General features: G+C 60.5%; 26 protein-coding genes. 9 read left to right on the forward strand and 17 right to left on the reverse strand.

Features of this window, described 5'->3' with window-relative positions; genetic code table 11:
• Window positions 1-143: 143 nt before the first annotated feature.
• Window positions 144-1,250 (forward strand): P1 family peptidase, encoded by a 1,107-nt coding sequence (locus AACL53_RS05715; protein WP_339083365.1) that lies wholly within the window; start codon window positions 144-146, stop codon window positions 1,248-1,250.
• A 61-nt stretch (window positions 1,251-1,311) separates the two neighbouring features.
• On the opposite strand, the gene grxD is transcribed toward AACL53_RS05715, so the two are convergent.
• Entirely contained in the window at window positions 1,312-1,656 is a 345-nt protein-coding gene (grxD, locus tag AACL53_RS05720) for a Grx4 family monothiol glutaredoxin (RefSeq protein WP_339083367.1), read from the reverse strand.
• Window positions 1,657-1,738: 82 nt separating this feature from the next.
• The gene (locus AACL53_RS05725) at window positions 1,739-1,975 is read right to left on the reverse strand and encodes a BolA family transcriptional regulator (RefSeq protein WP_339083369.1); all 237 of its coding nucleotides are present in this window, start codon (window positions 1,973-1,975) and stop codon (window positions 1,739-1,741) included.
• 194 nt (window positions 1,976-2,169) lie between these two features.
• On the opposite strand from AACL53_RS05725, the gene pqqA reads away from it, so the two are divergent.
• Window positions 2,170-2,259, forward strand: coding sequence for a pyrroloquinoline quinone precursor peptide PqqA (gene pqqA, locus AACL53_RS05730; protein WP_015598411.1), 90 nt, complete (start codon window positions 2,170-2,172; stop codon window positions 2,257-2,259).
• A 162-nt stretch (window positions 2,260-2,421) separates the two neighbouring features.
• Here the strand turns inward: pqqA and AACL53_RS05735 are convergent, their stop codons facing one another.
• The gene (locus AACL53_RS05735; RefSeq protein WP_339083376.1) at window positions 2,422-3,414 is read right to left on the reverse strand and encodes a DUF2147 domain-containing protein; all 993 of its coding nucleotides are present in this window, start codon (window positions 3,412-3,414) and stop codon (window positions 2,422-2,424) included.
• A gap of 151 nt (window positions 3,415-3,565) precedes the next feature.
• Between AACL53_RS05735 and AACL53_RS05740 the strand changes: the two genes are divergently transcribed.
• The 4 genes from AACL53_RS05740 (at window position 3,566) to AACL53_RS05755 (ending at window position 5,831) form a co-directional block, all read left to right on the forward strand.
• The gene (locus tag AACL53_RS05740) at window positions 3,566-3,859 is read left to right on the forward strand and encodes a hypothetical protein (protein WP_339083378.1); all 294 of its coding nucleotides are present in this window, start codon (window positions 3,566-3,568) and stop codon (window positions 3,857-3,859) included.
• A 409-nt stretch (window positions 3,860-4,268) separates the two neighbouring features.
• The gene (locus AACL53_RS05745; protein WP_339083380.1) at window positions 4,269-4,583 is read left to right on the forward strand and encodes a hypothetical protein; all 315 of its coding nucleotides are present in this window, start codon (window positions 4,269-4,271) and stop codon (window positions 4,581-4,583) included.
• Between the two features lie 21 nt (window positions 4,584-4,604).
• Window positions 4,605-4,877 (forward strand): hypothetical protein, encoded by a 273-nt coding sequence (locus AACL53_RS05750; protein WP_339083382.1) that lies wholly within the window; start codon window positions 4,605-4,607, stop codon window positions 4,875-4,877.
• 168 nt (window positions 4,878-5,045) lie between these two features.
• Complete coding sequence (locus AACL53_RS05755) at window positions 5,046-5,831, forward strand: glycosyltransferase family 2 protein (protein WP_339083384.1); 786 nt, start codon at window positions 5,046-5,048, stop codon at window positions 5,829-5,831.
• 108 nt (window positions 5,832-5,939) lie between these two features.
• Here AACL53_RS05755 and AACL53_RS05760 read toward each other — a convergent pair whose 3' ends face one another.
• The 4 genes from AACL53_RS05760 to AACL53_RS05775 form a co-directional block, all read right to left on the reverse strand.
• Window positions 5,940-6,374 carry an FKBP-type peptidyl-prolyl cis-trans isomerase gene (locus AACL53_RS05760; protein WP_339086893.1) on the reverse strand — a complete coding sequence of 145 codons (435 nt, stop codon included), beginning with the start codon at window positions 6,372-6,374 and terminating at the stop codon, window positions 5,940-5,942.
• A 136-nt stretch (window positions 6,375-6,510) separates the two neighbouring features.
• Window positions 6,511-6,738, reverse strand: coding sequence for a hypothetical protein (locus tag AACL53_RS05765; protein ID WP_339083386.1), 228 nt, complete (start codon window positions 6,736-6,738; stop codon window positions 6,511-6,513).
• A gap of 25 nt (window positions 6,739-6,763) precedes the next feature.
• Window positions 6,764-8,992 (reverse strand): phosphoribosylformylglycinamidine synthase subunit PurL, encoded by a 2,229-nt coding sequence (gene purL / locus AACL53_RS05770; protein ID WP_339083388.1) that lies wholly within the window; start codon window positions 8,990-8,992, stop codon window positions 6,764-6,766.
• Window positions 8,993-9,205: 213 nt separating this feature from the next.
• A complete protein-coding gene (locus tag AACL53_RS05775) occupies window positions 9,206-9,619 on the reverse strand; it encodes a DUF305 domain-containing protein (protein ID WP_339083390.1) in 414 nt (137 codons plus the stop codon).
• A gap of 586 nt (window positions 9,620-10,205) precedes the next feature.
• Here AACL53_RS05775 and AACL53_RS05780 point away from each other — a divergent pair.
• Entirely contained in the window at window positions 10,206-10,595 is a 390-nt protein-coding gene (locus tag AACL53_RS05780; protein WP_339083392.1) for a hypothetical protein, read from the forward strand.
• 446 nt (window positions 10,596-11,041) lie between these two features.
• Here the strand turns inward: AACL53_RS05780 and AACL53_RS05785 are convergent, their stop codons facing one another.
• From AACL53_RS05785 to purC, 5 genes are all read right to left on the reverse strand, one after another.
• Window positions 11,042-11,293 (reverse strand): hypothetical protein, encoded by a 252-nt coding sequence (locus tag AACL53_RS05785; RefSeq protein ID WP_339083394.1) that lies wholly within the window; start codon window positions 11,291-11,293, stop codon window positions 11,042-11,044.
• 424 nt (window positions 11,294-11,717) lie between these two features.
• On the reverse strand, window positions 11,718-12,422 hold the full coding sequence (gene purQ / locus AACL53_RS05790) for a phosphoribosylformylglycinamidine synthase subunit PurQ (protein ID WP_339083396.1): 705 nt from the start codon (window positions 12,420-12,422) through the stop codon (window positions 11,718-11,720).
• 85 nt (window positions 12,423-12,507) lie between these two features.
• Window positions 12,508-12,957, reverse strand: coding sequence for a hypothetical protein (locus AACL53_RS05795; protein ID WP_339083398.1), 450 nt, complete (start codon window positions 12,955-12,957; stop codon window positions 12,508-12,510).
• Window positions 12,958-12,960: 3 nt separating this feature from the next.
• Window positions 12,961-13,200: a phosphoribosylformylglycinamidine synthase subunit PurS gene (purS, locus tag AACL53_RS05800; protein ID WP_092866429.1), complete on the reverse strand. Its 240-nt coding sequence runs from the start codon at window positions 13,198-13,200 to the stop codon at window positions 12,961-12,963.
• Window positions 13,201-13,259: 59 nt separating this feature from the next.
• Window positions 13,260-14,075 carry a phosphoribosylaminoimidazolesuccinocarboxamide synthase gene (purC, locus tag AACL53_RS05805; protein WP_339083403.1) on the reverse strand — a complete coding sequence of 272 codons (816 nt, stop codon included), beginning with the start codon at window positions 14,073-14,075 and terminating at the stop codon, window positions 13,260-13,262.
• Window positions 14,076-14,452: 377 nt separating this feature from the next.
• Between purC and AACL53_RS05810 the strand changes: the two genes are divergently transcribed.
• Window positions 14,453-14,779, forward strand: coding sequence for a DUF1476 domain-containing protein (locus AACL53_RS05810; RefSeq protein WP_339083405.1), 327 nt, complete (start codon window positions 14,453-14,455; stop codon window positions 14,777-14,779).
• Between the two features lie 61 nt (window positions 14,780-14,840).
• On the opposite strand, the gene AACL53_RS05815 is transcribed toward AACL53_RS05810, so the two are convergent.
• Entirely contained in the window at window positions 14,841-15,425 is a 585-nt protein-coding gene (locus AACL53_RS05815) for an alpha/beta hydrolase (protein WP_339083407.1), read from the reverse strand.
• A gap of 203 nt (window positions 15,426-15,628) precedes the next feature.
• Between AACL53_RS05815 and AACL53_RS05820 the strand changes: the two genes are divergently transcribed.
• On the forward strand, window positions 15,629-16,117 hold the full coding sequence (locus AACL53_RS05820; RefSeq protein WP_339083409.1) for a ferritin-like domain-containing protein: 489 nt from the start codon (window positions 15,629-15,631) through the stop codon (window positions 16,115-16,117).
• Between the two features lie 72 nt (window positions 16,118-16,189).
• Here the strand turns inward: AACL53_RS05820 and AACL53_RS05825 are convergent, their stop codons facing one another.
• The 4 genes from AACL53_RS05825 to AACL53_RS05840 are packed head-to-tail and all read right to left on the reverse strand — an operon-like array spanning window position 16,190 to window position 20,545.
• Window positions 16,190-17,719: a glycosyltransferase family 39 protein gene (locus AACL53_RS05825; RefSeq protein ID WP_339083411.1), complete on the reverse strand. Its 1,530-nt coding sequence runs from the start codon at window positions 17,717-17,719 to the stop codon at window positions 16,190-16,192.
• Window positions 17,716-18,885 (reverse strand): glycosyltransferase family 2 protein, encoded by a 1,170-nt coding sequence (locus tag AACL53_RS05830; RefSeq protein ID WP_339083413.1) that lies wholly within the window; start codon window positions 18,883-18,885, stop codon window positions 17,716-17,718. The genes AACL53_RS05825 and AACL53_RS05830 overlap by 4 nt, the downstream gene beginning before the upstream one ends.
• Window positions 18,879-19,757, reverse strand: a complete 879-nt coding sequence (locus AACL53_RS05835) for a phosphatase PAP2 family protein (protein ID WP_339083415.1) — start codon at window positions 19,755-19,757, stop codon at window positions 18,879-18,881. The genes AACL53_RS05830 and AACL53_RS05835 overlap by 7 nt, the downstream gene beginning before the upstream one ends.
• Before the next feature lie 17 nt (window positions 19,758-19,774).
• A complete protein-coding gene (locus AACL53_RS05840) occupies window positions 19,775-20,545 on the reverse strand; it encodes a phosphatase PAP2 family protein (protein ID WP_339083417.1) in 771 nt (256 codons plus the stop codon).
• Between the last annotated feature and the right edge of the window lie 77 nt (window positions 20,546-20,622).

The following is a 20,622-nucleotide window of genomic DNA, read 5'->3' on the forward strand; positions in this document are numbered from 1 at the left end:
CGGCTCCTGTTGCGGCTACGGAGAGCCGTTCCGCCATTCTCGCGAGGCAGCACTTCCGTTCGGCAAAATTGAGACAGCGACGGGTCAAGCCGGACGCGGGCTGAAGCGCTACAACAGTTCTCGCGTAACGGGGAGGACAGTGCATGGCTGAGAGAGATCGTTCGCCGGGGAATTTCGATCCGGCGACGCATACGCCCGACGGGCGTCCACGAGCGCGCGGCCTCGAATTGCCGATGCCGGGTGTTACGGGGCCGCTGAATGCCGTTACGGACGTCGGCGGGGTGACCGTCGGCTTCACGACGCTTCGTAACAATGGGGGTACCGTCCATACGGGCATCACCGCGATCCTGCCGCGCGCGCCGGGAGATCTCTTGCACCCCGTCTGGGCGGGCGTCTTCTCGATGAACGGCAACGGCGAGATGACGGGCGCCCACTGGGTGCGCGATGCGGGGTGGTTCACCGGGCCGATCACGATCACGAATACGTTTTCGGTCGGTCTTGCGCATCACGCCACGCTGAAATGGATGGCAAAGCGCTTTCCTGCGCTCGGAGAGGCTCTTTGGGCGCTTCCGGTCGCTGCCGAGACCTATGACGGGTATCTGAGCGACATCGCAGGCTTTCACGTCAGCGAAGAGCACGTGCTGGCCGCGATCGATGGGGCGCTTTCCGGGCCGGTCGCCGAAGGTTGCGTCGGCGGCGGGGCTGGAATGATTGCGTATGAATTCAAGGGCGGAACGGGAACGGCCTCGCGGCGCACGGCGACGCGTCTCGGAGAGCATACAGTCGGTGTGCTCGTGCAGGCCAATCACGGCATCCGGCCGTGGCTGACGGTCTGCGGCAAGCCGGTAGGCGACGCCTTGCCGGGGCGTCGCTGCCATAACGTGGAACGGGGTTCGATCATCGTCATCATCGCGACCGACGCACCCCTGTTGCCCGGTCAACTCGAACGGCTGGCGCGGCGTGCAGCGATCGGCATCGGCCGAGGCGGAACGCCGTCCGGCAACAGCTCGGGCGATATTTTCCTGGCGTTCTCGACGGCCAACGATCCGGGCCCGCTGCCGGAGCCGCCGGCGCTGTCGTTCACGGCCGTCAGCAACGACGATCTGGATGGCCTTTATCTCGCCGTCGTGGAGAGCGTCGAAGAGGCTGTGCTGAATGCGATGCTCGGCGCGGAGACGACGACCGGCAAGCACGGCCGGATCGTCGAGGCGATCGACGCTGAAAAACTAAAAGCGCTCGTGCTTGGATGAAGCAGCGAGCGCTTTGATCGTAAGGCCGGGATCGCAACGTGATCCGGCGTCGCCAGAAAGCCTAGGCGTGCTGGTGCGAGTGGGGAATGCCCTTCTCGCAGATGAGGTCGTGGAGCTCACCCGCGGAGTACATTTCGCGCATGATATCGCAGCCGCCGACGAACTCGCCCTTGACGTAGAGTTGCGGAATTGTCGGCCAGTTCGAGAACGTCTTGATGCCGTCGCGAATGCCCGAATCGTCGAGAACGTTCACGTCCTTGAACGGCACGCCCAGATGCTCGAGGATCTTTACGGCGGTCGCCGAGAAACCGCACTGCGGAAACTGCTTTGTACCCTTCATGAACAATACGACGTCGTTATCGGCGATCGTTTTTGCGATGGTATCCTTGACGGGATCAGAGGCCATCCTGAGGCTCCTTATTGGTGCCGGGGCAGCCCAAACGGCGCACCCGCTTCGTTTCGAGATGTGGGCGAGACAGGCTGTTTAGTCAATCGGGCGGCAGCGCGGTGGTAAGCTGCAGGGCGTGCAGAACGCCGCCCATATTGCCGCCCAGGGCGTCATAGACCATCTGGTGCTGCTGAACGCGGCTTTTGCCTTTGAAGGCGGCTGAGACGACGTGCGCTGCCCAGTGGTCGTTATCGCCTGCCAAATCCTTGAGCGCGATCTGGGCGTCGGGAAAACGGGTTTTTATCATCCGTTCGATGTCGGCCGCTGGCATTGGCATTTACGTAAACTCCGGTTCGTAGCGGGGGGTGGTTTCGCTCAGCAATCTTTGCCCCGTTCGATCAGTTAGGGCAAGGCATGTGATCAGCCAATCTTATCGAATTGTCACGCGATTGCGATTGGACGTTATCAAGGAGCGTAGCTATCTTCTTGTTATTGGGGACGTCAAGTTCCCGAAGTCTAATGGAGGACACCATGAAGACCTGGACCAAGCCCGCAGTTCGCGAGCAGGAAGTCGGCCTGGAAGTTACGTCGTACCTTCCGGCTGAGATCGACCTGATCTAAGTCGATACTGCGTATTTGAATTCGAGCGCGGCGGCAGGAAATCTGCCGTCGCGTTTTTTTTGTGCGCGGATATCTCAGGAATGCAGAGACACCCGCTGCAGTCAGACGCAGCGGGTGTCTCTCTTTGGCCGAGGAGGGGGGAACGCCTCGGCTTCTGCGAGCCTACTGCTCGCAATCGATGGTGACCTTCACCCAGGGAAGATCGAGCTTGCATTTTCCGGATTTGGTGCGCGTAAGGACCTTGTCCAGCTGCAAGTCTCCAATCTTCATTTTGCCAAGCGCGCCGCCGATGTCGTCAGCTTTGCCCTCGTTGCCGGCGGTGTCATTATTTGCCGTATCGGCCGTCGCGTCAGATGACGACGGCGCGGGCGCTTTCATTTCATCGGATTTGTGCGTATCCGCAGCAGGTGCAGGCGAAGTCGGCTCGGCGCTCGCTTCCTTTACTGCAGTGGACGGTCCTTCGGTCGGCGCAGCCTTCGGTGCAACAGGGGCCGCGGGCTGAGCTAATGCAGCGGTCGCGACATCGGGTTTCTTGGCTGCGGGGGTATTGGCCTTTGCATCGCTCTGATTGCCGGGCTGATTACCGGGCTCACCGCAGAGCTGCAAATCTTGCGGCGCGCGTTTCCAGATCATCGTCTTCGACAGGAATTTCATGCCCGCGTAACCGAGGACCTTGAGGTCACCGTTTTCGAGCGGGGTCAGCTCGACATTGTACTTGCGGCCGCGTTCCGGCGAATAGATCCATCCGTTGTCCCAGCGGCCGCCGCCGACGGGGGCGACATCGCCGATGATTTGCTTGCCGCATCCATCCGCGTCCGTTGCCGATTGGACCCAAACGACATTGCCGCAAAGCAAGTCGCCGCAATGCTTGATCTCGACCGCACCGCGGCCGGTATCATTCAACCAGATGCCGGTTGGGTCGGAAGCTGCCGATGCGCTTCCGGAGACGACAGGCGCTAAAAAGGCGACGAACGCCGATGCGATGTATTTCCCTGCGCGCATGACATGATCCCTTTGGTGAATGATCTGGTTCGTTTCATCTCTCGGGCCTTTGTGCCTTAAACCTTCCAGGAACGCTGTTCCGGAGGAGACAACCCGTTTCGGATCGGACGCCAATATTTCGGTATCGTTGTACGGAATTTCCCGAATGGGCATGAAACGATCTTCCAGCCGCTAACGTAACGGATTGTGAGAGACCGAAAAACACCGGCGCCCGTTAAAGCGTCGACCGGTCGCACTATGCGCTCGGCGCTTCAATTTCTCGCATTGGAGCGCGGTTTAAGCTTTCAAAACAGGAGATTTCCCGATGATGAAGCCATTTCTGGCTGCGACGATGCTTGTGCTATCGGCCTCGGTTGTGTTCGCCGCAGACGACCTATCGACGAAGGAAATGAAGGATAATCCGGGCATTTCGGGCGGTGGTTCGACGGCCATGCCGACAGCCAAGCCCAACTCGGGCAGTCTTTCGGAAGGTCAAATGCAGCATCAGCCGGGCGTCAACAGCGATAATACTGGCAGGACCGACATGCCGAACGCGAAGCCGGCCGACAGTTCTCTTTCGCGCGAGGAGATGGATCAGAACCCAGGCGCGCGGAAATAGCGCGCGATGGCGAAACGCCGGTACTGACATGTACTGACAGGGTACCCGGCGTTTTTTTCGTAACCATTGTTGAAGTCAGGAGGGAGGCGAGCGCGGAGCGTCGCTTCCTTTTCTGTTTGTGCGAGCGAGCTTCGATATCAGGCTCTATTCCAAGCGAAGCTTCGCTTGGCGTTCGTGACCAATCGTTCTGTCGAGAACTGAAAATTCGCGATGGCGTTTAATGTGATGTGTGCATCGCATTGTCCCGCATTCCTGGGCGTTCGGTGAGGCGCCTGTGCCGGTTCCGGACGATGCTCAAGTTGCGCTTATGGGATGCTTATATTTTCGTTCTCGCGCACCCGTCGAATCTTTATGCGCGACATCCTACGTTGATCTTGCATCCGATCCGCTGCAGGAGCGTTGAATGGTAATGTCCTTCGATTTTCGTAAACACGCCGATTTTCAAAGTCGCTTCACCAGCGAAGCGGAGCAACGCATGAAGGAGAAGGAGCGCCACGACCGGCAGGCGGCGCTCATTTTCGCGCTTCTCATCGGGGCCTTCGCAGCGCTCGGCATCGTGTTGGTCATGAACAGTGCTTCGAGGGTCGGGCCCAACGACATGAGCGATTGCTCGTCGGTCCAGCCGGAGAGCGCGCGGCTTGCCTGTTTCGACGAACTTTCCCGCCATTCGAAATCCCAGCCGTTCAAGGGCGCGCCGCCAGCGGAGCTTGGCGGCAAGAAATAACTTTCGCAAAGGACATCCCGCATGCTCGTCAGCCAGCGTCGCGCGCAGCTGCTTCTCGAATATTGCATCCTTCCCAATACAGAGTTTCAGGGCCCGATCATCGGCAGGCTCGATGGACGCGATTTCTCGGAGTTCGTTCGTGACGAATTCGGCCGTCTCTTCGTCTATTCCGGCGTTGCGCCGCGCCGTTGCGATGGTCAGTTCGATCAGGACGCTTTGAAAGCCGGTGAATTCATCGTCCTGCCGGGTTTGATTTACCGGTACCGCGGGAAAGCGCGGCGGCGAGCGGCGTAGATTTCATCCCGGTTTCGACCAGCGGGCGATCGCTGAACCGATACTTGGGCCTATGCTTCTGCTCCCACTTCAGGGCGTACCCGAATCAACCTAACATCCGGCGTCAAATCTTCATTGGAGTGAACGGAGCAAGGGCGCTCGCGAAAATACTTCATTGCTCGGTGCAAAATGCGGACGGTCATCTGCCATTTCTTCAATGAGGAATACATGCTGCCGTGGTGGCTCGATCACCACCGGCGCGTCTTCGACCACGGCATCATGATCGACTACAATTCGACAGATGCAAGCCGTGAACTGATCAAGACGTTCTGTCCCAAGTGGGAAATTCACACCACGCGGAATGCCTATTTCGACAGTGCCTGCATCGATCGTGAAGTCGAGGATTACGAACGGACGTGCCGGTCGTGGCGCATGGCGCTCAATGTCACGGAATTTCTCTACGGCAATTTCCAGCAGCTGGACAAAGTCATCGCGCCGACACGGCATTTCATCGGCAATTACGTCTTTGTCGATCCGATGAACGGCCCGGCGCCCGTATACGGCCGTCCGCTGCACGAGCAGGCGACCTTCGGCTATTACGAGGATGATCCCAAATCTTTCAGAAAGCTAAATCTCGGCTTGAGAGCGAGCCGCAGTCTTCATAACTTCTCGGCGCGGTACCCGGAACGGGGCGGGAGGCATTTTTATCAAAGCCCGACGCTTAGCGACTTGGCGATTTTCTACTACGGATATTCCGTTCTCAACGAGGACGGCATCGCGCGGAAACTGCAGATCCAAACAAAGATGAGCCCGGAGGAAATCCGAACCCACGGCAACGATCATCCCAACACGGTCACGCGCGAGAAATACTTAGGCAACATCGATCGCTATCACCGGCCGCGATGCAGGGATCAGAGCGAGATCATCGCGAAGCTCGCGACCTATCAAGGTTATGGGCAGCTCGCGCCCGCTTGAACGCCTCGCGTTCGAAATATTTGCGCAGCACGCAGATAAATCTGCCGCGGGGCGCCGGCGGGATGAAAGCGAGAGTTGACGATCTTTCGCCTACTCTCGCCGAAGGCATTATTTGATATCGAGCAACTCGACGTCGAAGATCAGAGTCGCGTTGGGCGGAATGACCCCGCCTGCGCCGCGTGCGCCGTATCCCAACGCGGCCGGAATGATGAGCGTGCGCTTGCCGCCGACCTTCATCGAAGCGACGCCTTCGTCCCAACCCTTGATGACGCGGCCTGTTCCAATCGGGAATTCAAATGGGCTGCCGCGATCGAGAGACGAGTCGAACTTGTTGACCTTTTCGCCGTCCTTATAAAGCCAGCCCGTGTAGTGCATGACGCACGTCTGTCCCGTTTGGGGCGAGGCGCCGGTGCCGACGACTGTGTCTTCGAATTGCAGGCCGGAGGGGGTGGTGGTCATTGTCGATCCTTGTGGTTCAGCGATTGCGTGTTGATTGGGAAGGATTGCACTGGAGAGAGCGAAAGCTGCGGCAATGGCCATCATGGCCGGAAAGCGAGCGTGGCGCATTTGGGTTCCTTCTTGGTGCCGGCCTGGATGGCGTCTCTTGTTTGCAGTTGGGCGTCCTTCAGCGGCGAACATCCAGTGCCAACTCGAGACATCCGTTGCAGAAAGTTCAGCGTTAAACTGACGGCTTGGCTTTATTCAGGATGGCCTCGAGACGGCGATGATATTCCGCCTCCATCGCCAGCACGTGCTGGTAGACGTTGTCGAGTTCTTCCTTGCGGTCTTCGTTCTGCGCTTCCTCGACCCAGGTCGCGAATTCTTCGCGCAAGGTGAAAAGGACGTCGAGCGCCCCTTTGATCTCGCTCAATTCCTGTGCGGATTGCGGATCGCTGTCGCTCGCCATTGAAACCGCCTTTTTCGTCGTGTGTTTACACGCCAAGCTCGCTCTGCATGAGCTTCGGCAGGAAGCCTTCGTGCGCGCTGCGAAGTTCCGATAGTGGCAAGGGCTTCTCGCCCTTGAGGCCGATGGCATCGCCACTGACGCGGCCGACGATGCGTGCGGGCAATTCGAGAAGGCGTGCGCGCTCCAAGACTTCCTCGGCCTTCTGCGGCGTCACTTCCACGACGTAGCGGCCCTGGTCTTCGCCGAACCAGATGGCGTGTGCCGGGAGCTTGCCTTCATAGGGATAGAGTTCGACGCCGAGGCCGTTGTTGGCGCCTGCGAGCGCCATCTCGGCGACGGCAACGAGAAGGCCACCGTCGGCGCAATCGTGAACGGCAAGGACGCGGCCTTCGCGGATCAGCGTGCGGATCAGGCGTCCGGCCTTGATCTCGTCCTGGAGATCGACGGGCGGCGGGGCGCCATCGAATTTGCCGGTTGCATGCTTCTGATAGAGCGACTGGCCGAGGTGTCCTTCCTCGCGGCCGATCACGATCAACATATTGCCTTCGCTCTTCAGGCGAATATCGGCGATCTTCGTCCAATCCGGCACGAGGCCGACGCCGCCGATCGCAGGGGTCGGGGGAATGCCGACGCCGTTCGTTTCGTTGTAGAGCGAGACGTTGCCGGAGACGACCGGATAGTCGAGCGCGGTGCAGGCTTCGGCCATGCCGCGCACGCTCGCCACGAACTGGCCCATGATCTCGGGCCGCTCAGGATTGGCGAAGTTCATGTTGTCGGTGATCGCGAGGGGGTCGGCGCCGACGGCCGTCAGGTTTCGCCAGGTTTCGACGACGGCCTGCTTGGTGCCTTCCTCGGGATCGGCGGTGACGTAGCGGGGCGTCACGTCACAAGCGACGGCGATGCCCTTCTTCGTTCCATGGACGCGGACGACGCCTGCGTCGCCACCCGGGCGGCCGACCGTGTCGCCCATCACCATGTGGTCGTACTGTTCCCAGATCCAGCGGCGCGATGCGAGAGCGGGGCCGCCCATCAGATCCTTCAGCGTGCCGAGGATCGAGTTCGGCGCGGGCACCCATTCGGGGAGAATTTTCGAAGGCTTCTTCGGCTCGAGGTAGGGGCGCTTGTACATCGGCGCGGAGTTCGCGAGCACAGGCACGGGAAGATCGGCTTCGATCTTGCCCTTGTGCTTGATGACCATGCGCTGGGTGTCGGTCGTCTGGCCGATGACGGCGAAGTCGAGGCCCCATTTGGTGAAGATGGCTTTCGCCTCTTCCTGGCGCTCGGGCTTCAGGATCATCAGCATGCGCTCTTGGCTTTCCGAGAGCATCATCTCGTAAGCGGTCATGCCGGTTTCGCGCTGGGGAACGAGATCGAGATCGAGTTCGATGCCGACGCCGCCCTTGTCGGCCATTTCCGATGTCGACGAGGTGAGGCCGGCCGCGCCCATATCCTGGATGGCGATGATACTGTCCGTCGCCATCAGTTCGAGGCAGGCTTCGATCAGCAGTTTTTCGGTGAAGGGGTCGCCGACTTGAACGGTCGGGCGCTTCTCATCGCTCTTCTCGTCGAACTCGGCGGAGGCCATCGTGGCGCCGTGGATGCCGTCGCGGCCCGTTTTCGAGCCGACGTAGACGACCGGCAGACCGACGCCCTTCGCGGCCGAATAGAAAATCTTGTCCGTCTTCGCGAGGCCGACGCACATGGCGTTGACGAGGATGTTGTTGTTGTAGCCTTCGTCGAAGTTCGTCTCGCCGCCAATGGTCGGAACGCCGGTGCAGTTGCCGTAGTGCGCGATGCCGGCGACGACGCCGCCGACGAGGTGGCGGGTTTTTGGATGGTCCGGCGCGCCGAAGCGCAGCGCGTTCATGTTGGCGACGGGCCGTGCGCCCATCGTGAAGACGTCGCGCATGATGCCGCCGACGCCGGTCGCCGCGCCCTGGAACGGCTCGATGTAGGATGGGTGGTTGTGGCTTTCCATCTTGAAGACGACGGCATCGCCATCTCCGAGATCGACGACGCCCGCGTTCTCGCCGGGGCCCTGGATCACTTTCGGGCCGCTCGTCGGCAGGGTTTTCAGCCACACGCGCGAGGATTTATACGAGCAGTGCTCGCTCCACATCACCGAAAAGATGCCAAGCTCGCAGATCAGCGGCTCGCGGCCGAGAATTTCGAGCAATCGCTCGTATTCGTCAGGCTTGAGGCCGTGCTCGGCAACGACTTGAGGGGTGATCTTTCGCGTAGTCGTATCGGTCATAAGGATCTCGTCGGGCGCTCGGATTGCGTCCGCTTATATGGGCTCGGGAACGGTTTGTCGCCTTCGCGGTCGGGCAGGCCCAACGGCCAAACGTCGCGATAACGCCAGCGCCCTCATAGCGGGAGGTGAGGCGGCCGCCCAGCCCTATCGGCGGTCAGCCGTTTCATTTGGCCTTTCCGGCTAAAAATCCAACGATAAGAGGGCCTATCGGCCTCAGTTGACCCGGTTCACGGCCTGGCTGTGCCTGGCGAGCCAGCCCCGTATCTCGGCGATCTGCTTGTCCTGGGACCTGATGATGCTCTGAGCCAGCTTCCTGATTTTGGGATCGGTGCCGTACTCGAGTTCCGCCCTGGCCATGTCCAACGCGCCTTGGTGGTGCGGAATCAGATTGCTGACGAAGTCGATGTCGGGATTGCCCGTGTAGGTCAACGCGTGCATCGCCTCGTCCATTTTGTAGATCGCGGTGGCCAGTGCGCTTGCGGCAGGCGGCGCCGTAATGGCGGCTGCCGTATCCATTTTGAGGGCTTTGTCTTTTTTCACCCTTTCCGCAGTCATGGCGCGCGGAACGGGAGCGAGGCCCAGGCAAGTCAGAGCTGTGAAGTTTTTCATAGCTGTGAATTTTTTCATGAGCCTTCCTTTCGAGCACAAGACGCTGGAAGCTCACAGCGCTATCTTACCCGCGTTGGGGATCTTGAAATCTGGACCCTCGCATTTGATCCGAATTTTGCGCGGATTGGAGGCACGCGGCCGCTCAGCGCCGGGCGGTGACGATGCGCAGCTATTACTTCTAATGCTTGGCGAGCCAGGCATTCATGCCGGCGATCTCTTGCTCTTTTCTCCGGCGACTGCGGGCGAGTTGGAAACGAGGCCTGAGCAAATCAGGACCGCGATATTTTTCATCGCCATTCCTCTCGGGAAGCGTGGTGCGCGAAGGCGGAGGGGACGCGATTTATCTGGTGGGCGTAAGGCACATCGCAACTCCGCGATTTCGAATTTGACAATTCTTCTGCGCGCGTTGGATGTGGCACTTTCCGTCCTACCCGTCCGGGCTGTGACCGTTCCGCGCTGCAAAACTCGCAGTTCGGAATTGCGCAGTCTGGGGATTTTTTGCGGGGAGTCAGTACCTTATCTGTGGTCTCCAGCGACGACGTCACGTCCAGACAATTGTGCGCGGATTTGAACTCGGACGCTCTTGGACAGTGGAGATCCTGTCATGACACTTTCCGCAAAACTTACGGGCATTGTGCTTCTCTCGGGCTTGGCTTTGCTGCCTGGTGCCAACGTATCGTCTGCTGACGAGGCAACCGGGTATCGCGTTGAGCCGCTTAAGGGCATCACATTGGCGGTCGGGCAGAAGCGTGCGGTTGGCTATTACAAGAATGCCGGCGGTTCCTGCCATCTGACGCTCATGTTGGCGGATCCTTATTCCGAATCCGACAAGTCGGCGTCGGAGCCGGTGCGAGTCAATTTGACGGTTCGGGAAGGCACATCGGCGCAGGTCGACGCTCTGAAAGGATCGGTTGCGTTCGCATGTGCCACCGGCGCGTCAACGATGACCATACAACCCGTTCAGCAGTTCGCGTATAGCGCAGTTGCGAAATAAATCAGAAGAGTTCCTCGCCGGTTTCAAGTCCACGCTTGCAAACTGATCGAGTTGGGGCGGGGGCTACAACTCCCGCCCTCTTTTTTTCGATCTGCTAACGCTATGTAATTGCAAACGATTTTATTGTTTTCCGTGTATTGTGCGGCGCGCATAAGAGACCTGCCATTTGCCCCCTGGCGAACGTCACGCGGATCACATATCTACACCGTAGAAGAGGCGACCCGGGAGCCTTATCCCGGGACCCGGTTTGGGATTGAGCCCAGCCGGTTAGCTCCAGACAGGTGATGTTATGAAGGCCTTCGTGTTCGCTGTATTTAGCTCGATGAGTTCTGCGTATGCAGACTCTCACAAATATCAGCGGCGCGGGAACATCCGCTGAGCGGATTGTTCGACTGCATGGAAAAGGGGCCTCAAGGGCCCCTTTTTTGTTGCTTGCTCGCAGGACGTTACCAGCGGCCCGGATAGGCCGGGGCCGAGTGCGCGGAGTGGAAGATCCGTTCGGACCTAAAGCGCGGCGCCGATGCCATCCTGATGAGCTGCTGCTTCGTCAGCCCGCGAAGCTTCTCGGAAAGGCTGAGATAGAGCTGCTTCATGCGGATGAGCCGTACGGGGCTCGCTGCGTTCGACCGCTGCTCGCGCTCGATCATTTCACGAACGCGGCTGATGCGTTCGAGAAGAGTCATAAAACGTCGGGACATGAATTTTCCTCCGGATCGAACTGGAGGTATGTCCGGGGCAATTCGAGTCAGCACCGGGCACACCCGATGCGGTCCGACATCGCAGCACCGTTATGGCGCTGCCAGAGGGGCCCGGCCCCGCAATCATCAATCAGATGGGAAGGGTGGCCGCGGCGGCCAAGAGGGTAATCGCAAATGCCACGAAATGATCACAATGGAGCGGCGTAGCGCAAAGTTGTCATCCTCGGGCTCGGCCCGAGGATCCATTCATCAAACGGGTGCTGCTGCACGATGGATCCTCGGCATAAAGCCGAGGATGACATCAGTCATCCCGGCGCAGGCCGGGATGCAGCCGGACATCAACATGACGATTGTGGGTCGCTGAACTGGGTGCCGGCCTCCGCCGGCATGACGGAGTGTGTGCGATCCTCGCGCGACTACTCGATCAGGCGGCGGCTTCGAGCGTGGAGAGCAGCATGCTTTCGAAGACGCGACGGCCGTCCGTGCCGCCGAGGGCTTTTTCGTAGAGGCGTTCGGGATGGGGCATCATGCCGAGCACGCGGCCCGTCTCGTTGACGATGCCCGCGATGTTGCGCTGGGCGCCGTTCGGGCAGCTCTCGGGCGTCGTTTCACCTGCCTCGTTGGCATAGCGGAAAGCCACGCGGCCTTCGCCTTCGAGCCGGTCGAGCGTTTCGCTGTCGGCAAAGTAATTGCCTTCACCGTGCGCGATCGGAACCTTGATCACTTCGCCTTTGCGATAGCACTTCGTGAAGAACGTCTGATCGTTCTCGACCTTCAGGAACACGTCGCGGCAGATGAAGTGCAGCGATGCATTGCGAAGAAGTGCGCCGGGAAGCAAGCCCGACTCGCAGAGGATCTGGAAGCCGTTGCAAATACCGATGACGGGCGTGCCGGCGTTCGCCTTGGCGACGACATCCTTCATGATCGGCGAATGCGCGGCCATTGCGCCGCAGCGAAGATAGTCGCCGTAGGAGAAGCCGCCGGGCAGCACGATGACATCGGAGGAGGGAACGCTGGCGTCGCCATGCCAGATCATCTTCGGGGCGAAGCCCGTCACCCGCTCAATCGCGGTCTGGACGTCACGATCGCAGTTCGATCCCGGGAAAACGATGACGGAAGCGCGGAGCATTCGGACAGATCCAAGATATGAAGGATAACGATAAGTAGTGGGACTCGGCTTCGGTGTCCACCTGCAGCGCTGTCCCAGTCTTCATTCAGGGCGTTCCGCCCAAGGGCGAGAGTTCTATCACTTTCCGCTCGACTTCGTCGCGCGAAGCGTCGGTCAGAGTCTTGTCCATTGCCTTCATGCTAGCCATCAGGTCCCCAAACTGAGCCTGATCGCCATAGCCGCAGGCCTTACTCTGGGCCGTCCACACGCCCGTCACCTGCTTCACGAACTTGCGCAGGACGACCGCCGGGTGGCCGACTTGGCCCGGCTCGGTGAAGGAGATCTCGACGCGCCACACGTCCGGCACCGCGACTGCGATGACGTTCTTGCCGCCTGCGCTTTGCCGTTCGGCTCCGGGAAGCCAAGTGGCCCAGTTGCGGAGCGCCTCGAACCCGATTTTGCAATCGAGATCGGGCGGCGGGGGAGCGGGCTCAGCGAGCGCAGGCCAAGGCCAGAGCGCGACCAAGGCAAGCGCTATCCGCGACCTTGGCGCCATCGCTCAACCGATTTCGTAGCTGTAGTTCTCGATGACCGTGTTGGCCAGCAGGTCCTTGCACATCTGCTCGACGATGGCTTTCGCCTTCGCCGGGTCGCTCTCGGCAAGATCGACCTCGATGTACTTGCCCTGACGGACGTCACCGACGCCCGTGATGCCTAATCCCTTGACTGCGCCTTCGATGGCTTTGCCCTGGGGATCGAGCACGCCGTTCTTCAATGTGATTTTGATGTGGGCTTTCATGGCGTCCTTTATTCTCTCTCCCCGCGCGAAGCAGGGAGAGAGAACAGAGTGTCAGTTCGTTAGTTCGGCTTGCCGTTTACGGGCGTGACCGGACCGTTGAGAGGTGTGTTCGAGGCGACGAGTACCGGACCCGCACCGCGCGGACGCGGTGTCTCGGTCAGGACGCCGAGGCGGCGAGCCACTTCCTGATAGGCTTCGAGAACGCCGCCGAGATCCCGCCGGAAGCGGTCCTTGTCGAGCTTGTCGCCCGACTGAATGTCCCACAGGCGGCAGCAGTCAGGGCTGATCTCGTCAGCGAGGACGAGGCGGATCTGCTCGTTGTCGTAGAGGCGGCCGAACTCAACCTTGAAGTCGACGAGGCGGATGCCGATGCCGAGGAAAAGACCGACCAAGAAGTCGTTGATCCGCAGCGCGAGCTGCATGATCTCGTCGATCTCTTGCGGCGTTGCCCAACCGAACGCCGTGATGTGCTCTTCCGAGACCATCGGATCGTTCAGGTCGTCCTTCTTGTAATAGAACTCGATGATCGAGCGCGGAAGCTGCGAGCCTTCTTCAAGGCCGAGGCGCGTCGACAACGAGCCAGCAGCAACGTTGCGCACGACGACTTCGAGCGGCACGATCTCGACCTCGCGGATCAACTGCTCGCGCATGTTGAGACGCTTGATGAAATGTGTAGGCACGCCGATCTCGCCGAGTTTGGTAAAAATGTACTCGGAGATACGATTGTTCAGAACGCCCTTGCCCTCGATCAACGCATGTTTCTTTGCGTTGAAGGCGGTTGCGTCGTCCTTGAAGTGTTGAATGAGGGTGCCCGGTTCGGGACCCTCATAGAGGACCTTTGCTTTGCCCTCGTAAATTCGCCGACGCTTGTTCATTCCTGGACCTCTGAGGATCAACAGCTTGCTCTCACTCATTGCGATACACGGATCTTTTCACGAGTTCGTACACGGACGCTGACGCCTTGAATTTCCAACGTGTTTTCTTCATGTCGGGAAAGAAGCGGCGCACCTTTCGCGCTCGGATGTCTTGGGCGGACACTAGCCGAAGGAGGGGGGCGACACAATGTAGACCATGAGCCGCAGCACCTCTTATGGTGACCGGCAGCCAAGCCGTTGATTTAGCTCAGGGCGCGCGGTAACCCTGGCCTTAGATATGCGTTTGGCGAACGTCTGCACTACCCGCACAGCGTGCAATCGCTGTCGATACAACCAAAAGTCCACACCGGCTGGCAGCCCGGACGAGGAGATGAACCATGACGACTTTCGACAACCGCGAGCGGGGATACGAGAGCAAGTTTGCCCATGACGAAGATCTGCGCTTCCGCGCCGAATCTCGTCGCAACAAGGCGATTGCGGAGTGGGCCGGTGCAAAGCTCGGTCTCGCAGGAGACGCGCTCGAAGCTTACGTGAAGGAAGTTCGCAAAGCCGATCTCGTCGAGGCGGGTGATGACGATGTCTTCCGGAAGGTGAAAGGCGATCTAGAGGCGAAGGGCATCGCTGTTTCGGACACCGAGATCCGCGCCTTCATGTCGGAAGCCTTGGCGAAGGCCGTGAGCGACATCGAATCGGCGAAGAGCTGAAGGTTTTTGTTGCGCCCGGCGACTCCGCTCCGCGGAGCCGGCCGCCGGGCGCGACGCAATTTTATCCGAGCTTCTTCAAAAACTGACCAAACTGCAGCAGCCCTTCCGGCCATGGACCGTGGCCGGACTCTATATTGATATGGCCGCTTTCGCCCGCGTCGCTCAACGTGGCGCCCCATTTTCCGGCGAGATGTTCGGCCCGCGCAAAGCTGCAATAGAGATCATTGTTCGCGACGACGACGTGCGAAGGAAACGGCAAACGCCGTTCCGGCATCGTTTCAAAACCGCGCGTGCCTTTCTCTGGCGGCCAGCGCTGGCCTCCGGTGTCGGGCCAGAAATGGGCATGATCGAGATCGGCGGGCGCGACAAGGAACGCGCCGATGACGCGGTTCCGCTTCAGCTTGTCGGCTGCAAGGGCAACGGCGGCTACACCGACCGAATGAGCGACGACCACGACGGGCTGCGTTGCGCCGCCCGCGAATTTCGCCATGCGGTCGCCCCAGGTCTCGACGTCGGGATTATCCCAGTCCTGCTGGATGACCCGGCGCGCCGTTCTAAGGTTTCGTTCCCAGCGACTCTGCCAGTGGTCGGGGCCGGAGTCCTGCCAGCCGGGTACGATGAGAATGTCGACTTCCGATGTTTTCATGCGGAAATCTGATTAACCGACAGCGCCGATTGAGGGAAGAGCGGCAGAGCGTCAAGAGTGGAAGGCCGCGGTTTTATTGAACCCGATTTTCCGCGGAGAGCGGCCTGAGGGCTGCTATGCGGCGGAGCTTTGCAAGATGGAACCGCAGGCGGGGCGGGGCGTTGGCGAGTACGCACTGTCCGCAGTCTGAGGAGACGCTCCACATGAAAATCACAAACCTGGAAGACCTGTTCAACCACACGCTGGAAGATATTTACTACGCCGAGAACAAGCTCGTTAAGGCGCTGCCGAAGATGGCAAAGACCGCGGATTCGCCGCAGCTCGCCAAGCTTTTCACGACACACGCCGAAGAGACGAAAGAGCAGATCGCCCGTCTCGATGAAGTGTTCAAAGCTCTCGGCCGAAAGCCCAAGGCAACCGAGTGTCCGGCCATCAAGGGCATTCTCGAAGAAGGCGAAGAGCTGATGACGGAGATCAAGGATCCCGATACGCGCGACGCGGCGATGATCGCCGCCGGTCAGGCGGCAGAGCATTACGAGATCACCCGCTACGGCACGCTCGTCTCGTGGGCCAAGCTGTTGGGCCACAAGGACGTCGTGACGATCCTGGAGAAGACCTTGAAGGAAGAGTACGGCGCCGACGACAAGCTGACGAAGCTTGCCGAAACCCGTCTTAACAAGGAAGCCGCGTAGGTTTTGGGTCTCAGTGCCGGCGGCCGTAACCATCCGGTTCGCCGGCGCTTACGTCCGTCGAACGTCGCCGCGTCACAGCGGCGGCGCGGGCGGATCGGAGAGCAGGTAGACGACGTACGTCGCGCCGTTGGGGCTGCCGTTAGCGCGTGTCAGCGTTCCGAGCGGTTCGATCTTGCGGAATTTCTCGCGCATCAGAGGGAGATCGAGGCGTCTCTCGAGTTCGACGTAGAGAGCAGGTTTGGCGAGCACCGACGCCGGAAGCGGCGCCAGAAATTCATAGCGAATGCGCTGATCGAGCTGCGCGACTTCGCTTCTTCCCTTGAGCCCCATCGCAATCTGGCCGGTCGTCGCGTAGCTCGACGTCGCGACCCACCCGGCACCCGCCTCGCGGCGCTTTGATTCGATGGCGTCAGCGAACGCAGGCCAGCCGCGCATCTGTTCGGTCGGGTCCTTCGCGGCCGCCACCAATGGATGAAGCGCGTGGGCGTAGATGCCGGCCGTCATCGTGAAGCCAAGGCCGAGGGCTGCGAGGAATGTCGTGAGCCGCCATTTGGGTGCCACGGCATCGAGTGCGAGCGCCGCGCAGATCGCGAGAGAGGGATAGAGCGGTGCGGGCCAATTGCCCTGCACGCGGTCGTGCAGCGCGTGAGCGGTAAAGTAGATCAGCATCGGGAGGATGGCCGATGCCAGCAGCACATCGGGGCGGCTCCGGCCGCGGCTGACGTATGCCGCGCGCGTGACCTTGACGAGGCCCCAAATGGCGAGAACGGCGATCACCGGGCTCGCAAGCGCGATGAATGTGCCGATGAATTCGAGGAGGTAGTTCAGTCCGCCCGAGCCGCTATGTGCGACGCGACCGAATTGCTTCGTGAAGGACGCCCAGTCGTGTTGTGCGTTCCAGATGAATACGGGGCTCGCGACGATGCCCGCGATGACGCCGCCGATCCAAAGTTCGGGGGCGCGGAACCATTTGCGGTTCTCGGGCGCCGCGATCAGCCAGACCAGGATCGTGCCGCCGAGAAACAAGTTCGTATATTTCGACAGAAAGCCGAGGCCTGCGAACAGGCCGATGGCCAGCCACCATTTGGCATTCTGGCTCCGGTCGAGTTCTGCGAGCGCCCAGACGACGAGCCCCGCGAAAAGCACCGAAGGCAGATCCGGCGTGACGATGATGCCGCCGACCGCGAGCAGCGGCATCGCCAGCATGATCCAAACCGCGCGCCTCGCGATTTCCGGTCCGTAGAGGAGATATGCCGTTCGCCAAAGGACAGCCGCGCCGAGCGCGACGATGAGCGGCGCGAGGAGGCGAATGCCGAGATACGTATCTCCGGCAAGCGCGCGGCCGGCGCCGATGATCCACGCGACCATCGGCGGGTGATCGAGATAGGAGAGCGAGGCGCCAAGCGACCAGATCCGATAATAGGCTTCGTCATCGACGAGCCCGATGGCGCTTGCGAGCGCGAGGCGAATGGCGGTGAGCGCGAGGACGGCTGCCAGAAGGATGCTGTTGGCTGTCCGGTTGTCGAGCGGCGGCTTTGAATGCGCGGGTTTGGGGCTCGCAGGCCGGGTTGCCGCTTCGGGGGTGATGAGGCTAGCCGTCATCGGCGCCAGGTGAATGCAGAGCTGACCGCGTAATTGAAGACGGCCGCCATCAGTGCGCCTGCGATGCCGGCACGCCACCATGTCGTGTCGTGGCTATAGACGAGATCGGCGACGCCGATGTTGGCGAGCGCGCCGACGCTGCACACGGCATAGAAGATCAGCAGGCCTTTGATCGCCTGGAAACCGCTGAGGCGGCGATCGCGGAACGTCAGCACGTTGTTCAGGAAGAAGTTGAACGTCATGGCAACGAAAGACGCGAAGATCTGGGCCGTATTGAAGCTCGCGTCGGCAATGACGATGGCGCTTCTGAGCGCGAAGAGGTGGATGACGAGGCCCAGCGTTCCGACAAGCGCGAACAGAAAGAACCGCGGAGGCACCCAATTGCCCGCGAGCTTGGACAGGAGCAGACCCACGAAATCGGCAATCACGAGGCCGTCGAGCTTCGACTTTCCGACCCGGCGCGGGCGGAACACGTAAGGTATCTCGCGGACGCGGATGCCGGCAGGCGCGGACGCCAGAATGTCGAGCAGCAGTTTGAATCCGCCAGGGGAAAGGTTCGGAGCGATCGTGTCGACGAGTTCCCGTCTGATCATGAAGAAGCCGCTCATCGGATCGCTGACGTTCGTCCGGAGGAGGAGGTTCGAGAGGCGCGTTGCAAGCTCGCTCGATAGGCGGCGAGCGGTCGAAAAGCCGTCGCGGGCTTCGCCCGACTGGCTGTAGCGCGTGCCGATGACGAGGTCGGCTTCGCCGCTTTCAATCTCGCTCAACATGCGCGGGAGCAGTTTTTCATCGTGCTGGAGATCGGCATCGACGACAGCCACGATGTCGGCACCGGACGCGAGCATCCCTTCGATCACGGCGCCCGCCAAACCACGGCGGCCAACTCTGCGCATGGCGCGCACGCGGTCGTCGCTTTCGCCGAGAGACCGGATGACGCGCATCGTGCCATCGGGGCTGTCGTCGTCGACGAAGATGACTTCCCACCTGATGCCGGTGAGGGACGCATCGAGAGCCGCGATCATGGCGGCGATGTTGCCCGCTTCGCAATAGGTCGGCACGATGACGGAGAGGCGCGGCCGGGAATTGGCGATCACGCCACGCGATACGGAGGGTGAGATCACGGTATCGGAGTTTTGAGATCCGGCTTCAAGTTCGGACGTTACCATGAGCACCATCGGGCCAGCGGGTTTGGCGGTCCGGTCGCTGGATCGGTTCCGCCGCCTGTCCGCGCAATGAGATCGAACAGCAGGTAGATGGCGGCCACGGTTGCGGCCATGACCACGCCCGCAAAGACAACGTCGGATAGAAAATGCGCGCCTTGCGACATGCGCACCGCGCCCGAGAACAGCCCCGCGAGGACGCCGGCGCAAATGAGTCTGGTGCCCAGCCCCGCGAAGAGAAATGCAGCGGCGAAGAACGTTGCGTAGGCCATCGATGCCTCACCCGCGACGAACGAACAATTCTTCTCGCACTGATTGGATGGGAAAAGCGGGGGTGAATATGTTTTGTTGCCGCCGAAATCGGCGAGGTGAACGGGCCGCGCGCGACCCCAGTTATCTTTCAGGACGGCGTTACTGACGACGCCCGGTCCGATGACGAGGCACGCGGCCAGAAAGAGCCATTTCGGGGCAGTGAAACCGAGAAACGCGCGACCGCGAAGGACGGTCGTGGCTAGTCCACAAGCGGTGACGATACCGACGCCGACGAAAGCCAGAAAGAGCACAAAACGGATGAGGTCGGCTGCGGTCGACGACTTACCGTAAAAGATGCCGCCACCGCCTTTGCCGGAGAAAACGCCGTTGCCTTCATAGAAAAGCGCCGCCGTCTTCATGTCGATTTCCGGGAACGCGGTGAAGACGATGCCGGCGATGACACCGACGATCGCGGCGCCCCAGAGAAGCAACGCGACGTTCCGGCTTTTTTCTCGCGTACCGAACTCGGCCTGCGGCTCTGCCGCCATCATTATTCCCATCGGACTCAAAGCTTTCCGCCCGAGGCTCGGTTGGACTTCCGCTTTCCGGATGTCACGTAGCAGCATTCGACCGTGCCGGTCACTTACGCCGAACTCGGTTCGATTGAATTTTTACGCTCGGACTCCAATGTGTCGAAAAGGAGTTGCAAGCTTGCACCGGTCAACGCCATCAGCACGCCGGCGAAGATGACGTCGGATAGAAAATGTCCGCCTTGAGCCATTCGCGTCAGACCGGCGAGGCCGCCGAGCAGGATGCCCAGTGTGACAAAGTTGCGCGACAGGGATTTGAACAGCAGTGCAGCAACAAACAGCACCATGAACACGGACGAGGCCTCTCCCGAAACGAACGAGCAATTGTAATTGCACTGGTTCGAGGCAGGGAAGGGCGCGGTGAATGCCTTGCTGCCTGCAAATTCGACGACGTCTCGGGGGCGGGCGCGGCCCCAATGATCCTTGAAGCCTATGTTGGCGACGACCAGGGGGCCGGTCAGGAGGCAGACGGCAATGAAGAGCCATTTCCGTAGCCCCAAGCCGAGCCATTTGGCGGCAGTCCGCGCGGTGATGACCAGGCCGACGGCGGTCACCGCGCACGTCAGATAGAACAGGCCGCTGAAGGTGAAGCGCAGCATTCCGAACATAGCCAGCTGGTTGCCGATGAACTGGCCGTTTCCGGCGTAGAAGAGACGCGCGATCGCGAGGTCTATTCCGGGCGCCACGCTGAATACCGCGAACGCAAGGGCGCCAACAGCGAGGGCGCACTTGATCAGGCTGATAGCGCCGATGACGGGCTGTTCTTCAGCCGCATCACCGTCGTGGCGCTCTTCCGTCCCGAAAGCAAAGCCCGGCGCCGACATCCCACCACCCCGACATATCTCGATCGGAAGCCTATCGGCAGTCGAGATGGCAGTGGCACGTCAGTTTCGTTACACAT

Origin of the sequence: Hyphomicrobium sp. ghe19 (genome assembly GCF_902712875.1) — a bacterium.
Lineage (GTDB): Bacteria > Pseudomonadota > Alphaproteobacteria > Rhizobiales > Hyphomicrobiaceae > Hyphomicrobium_B.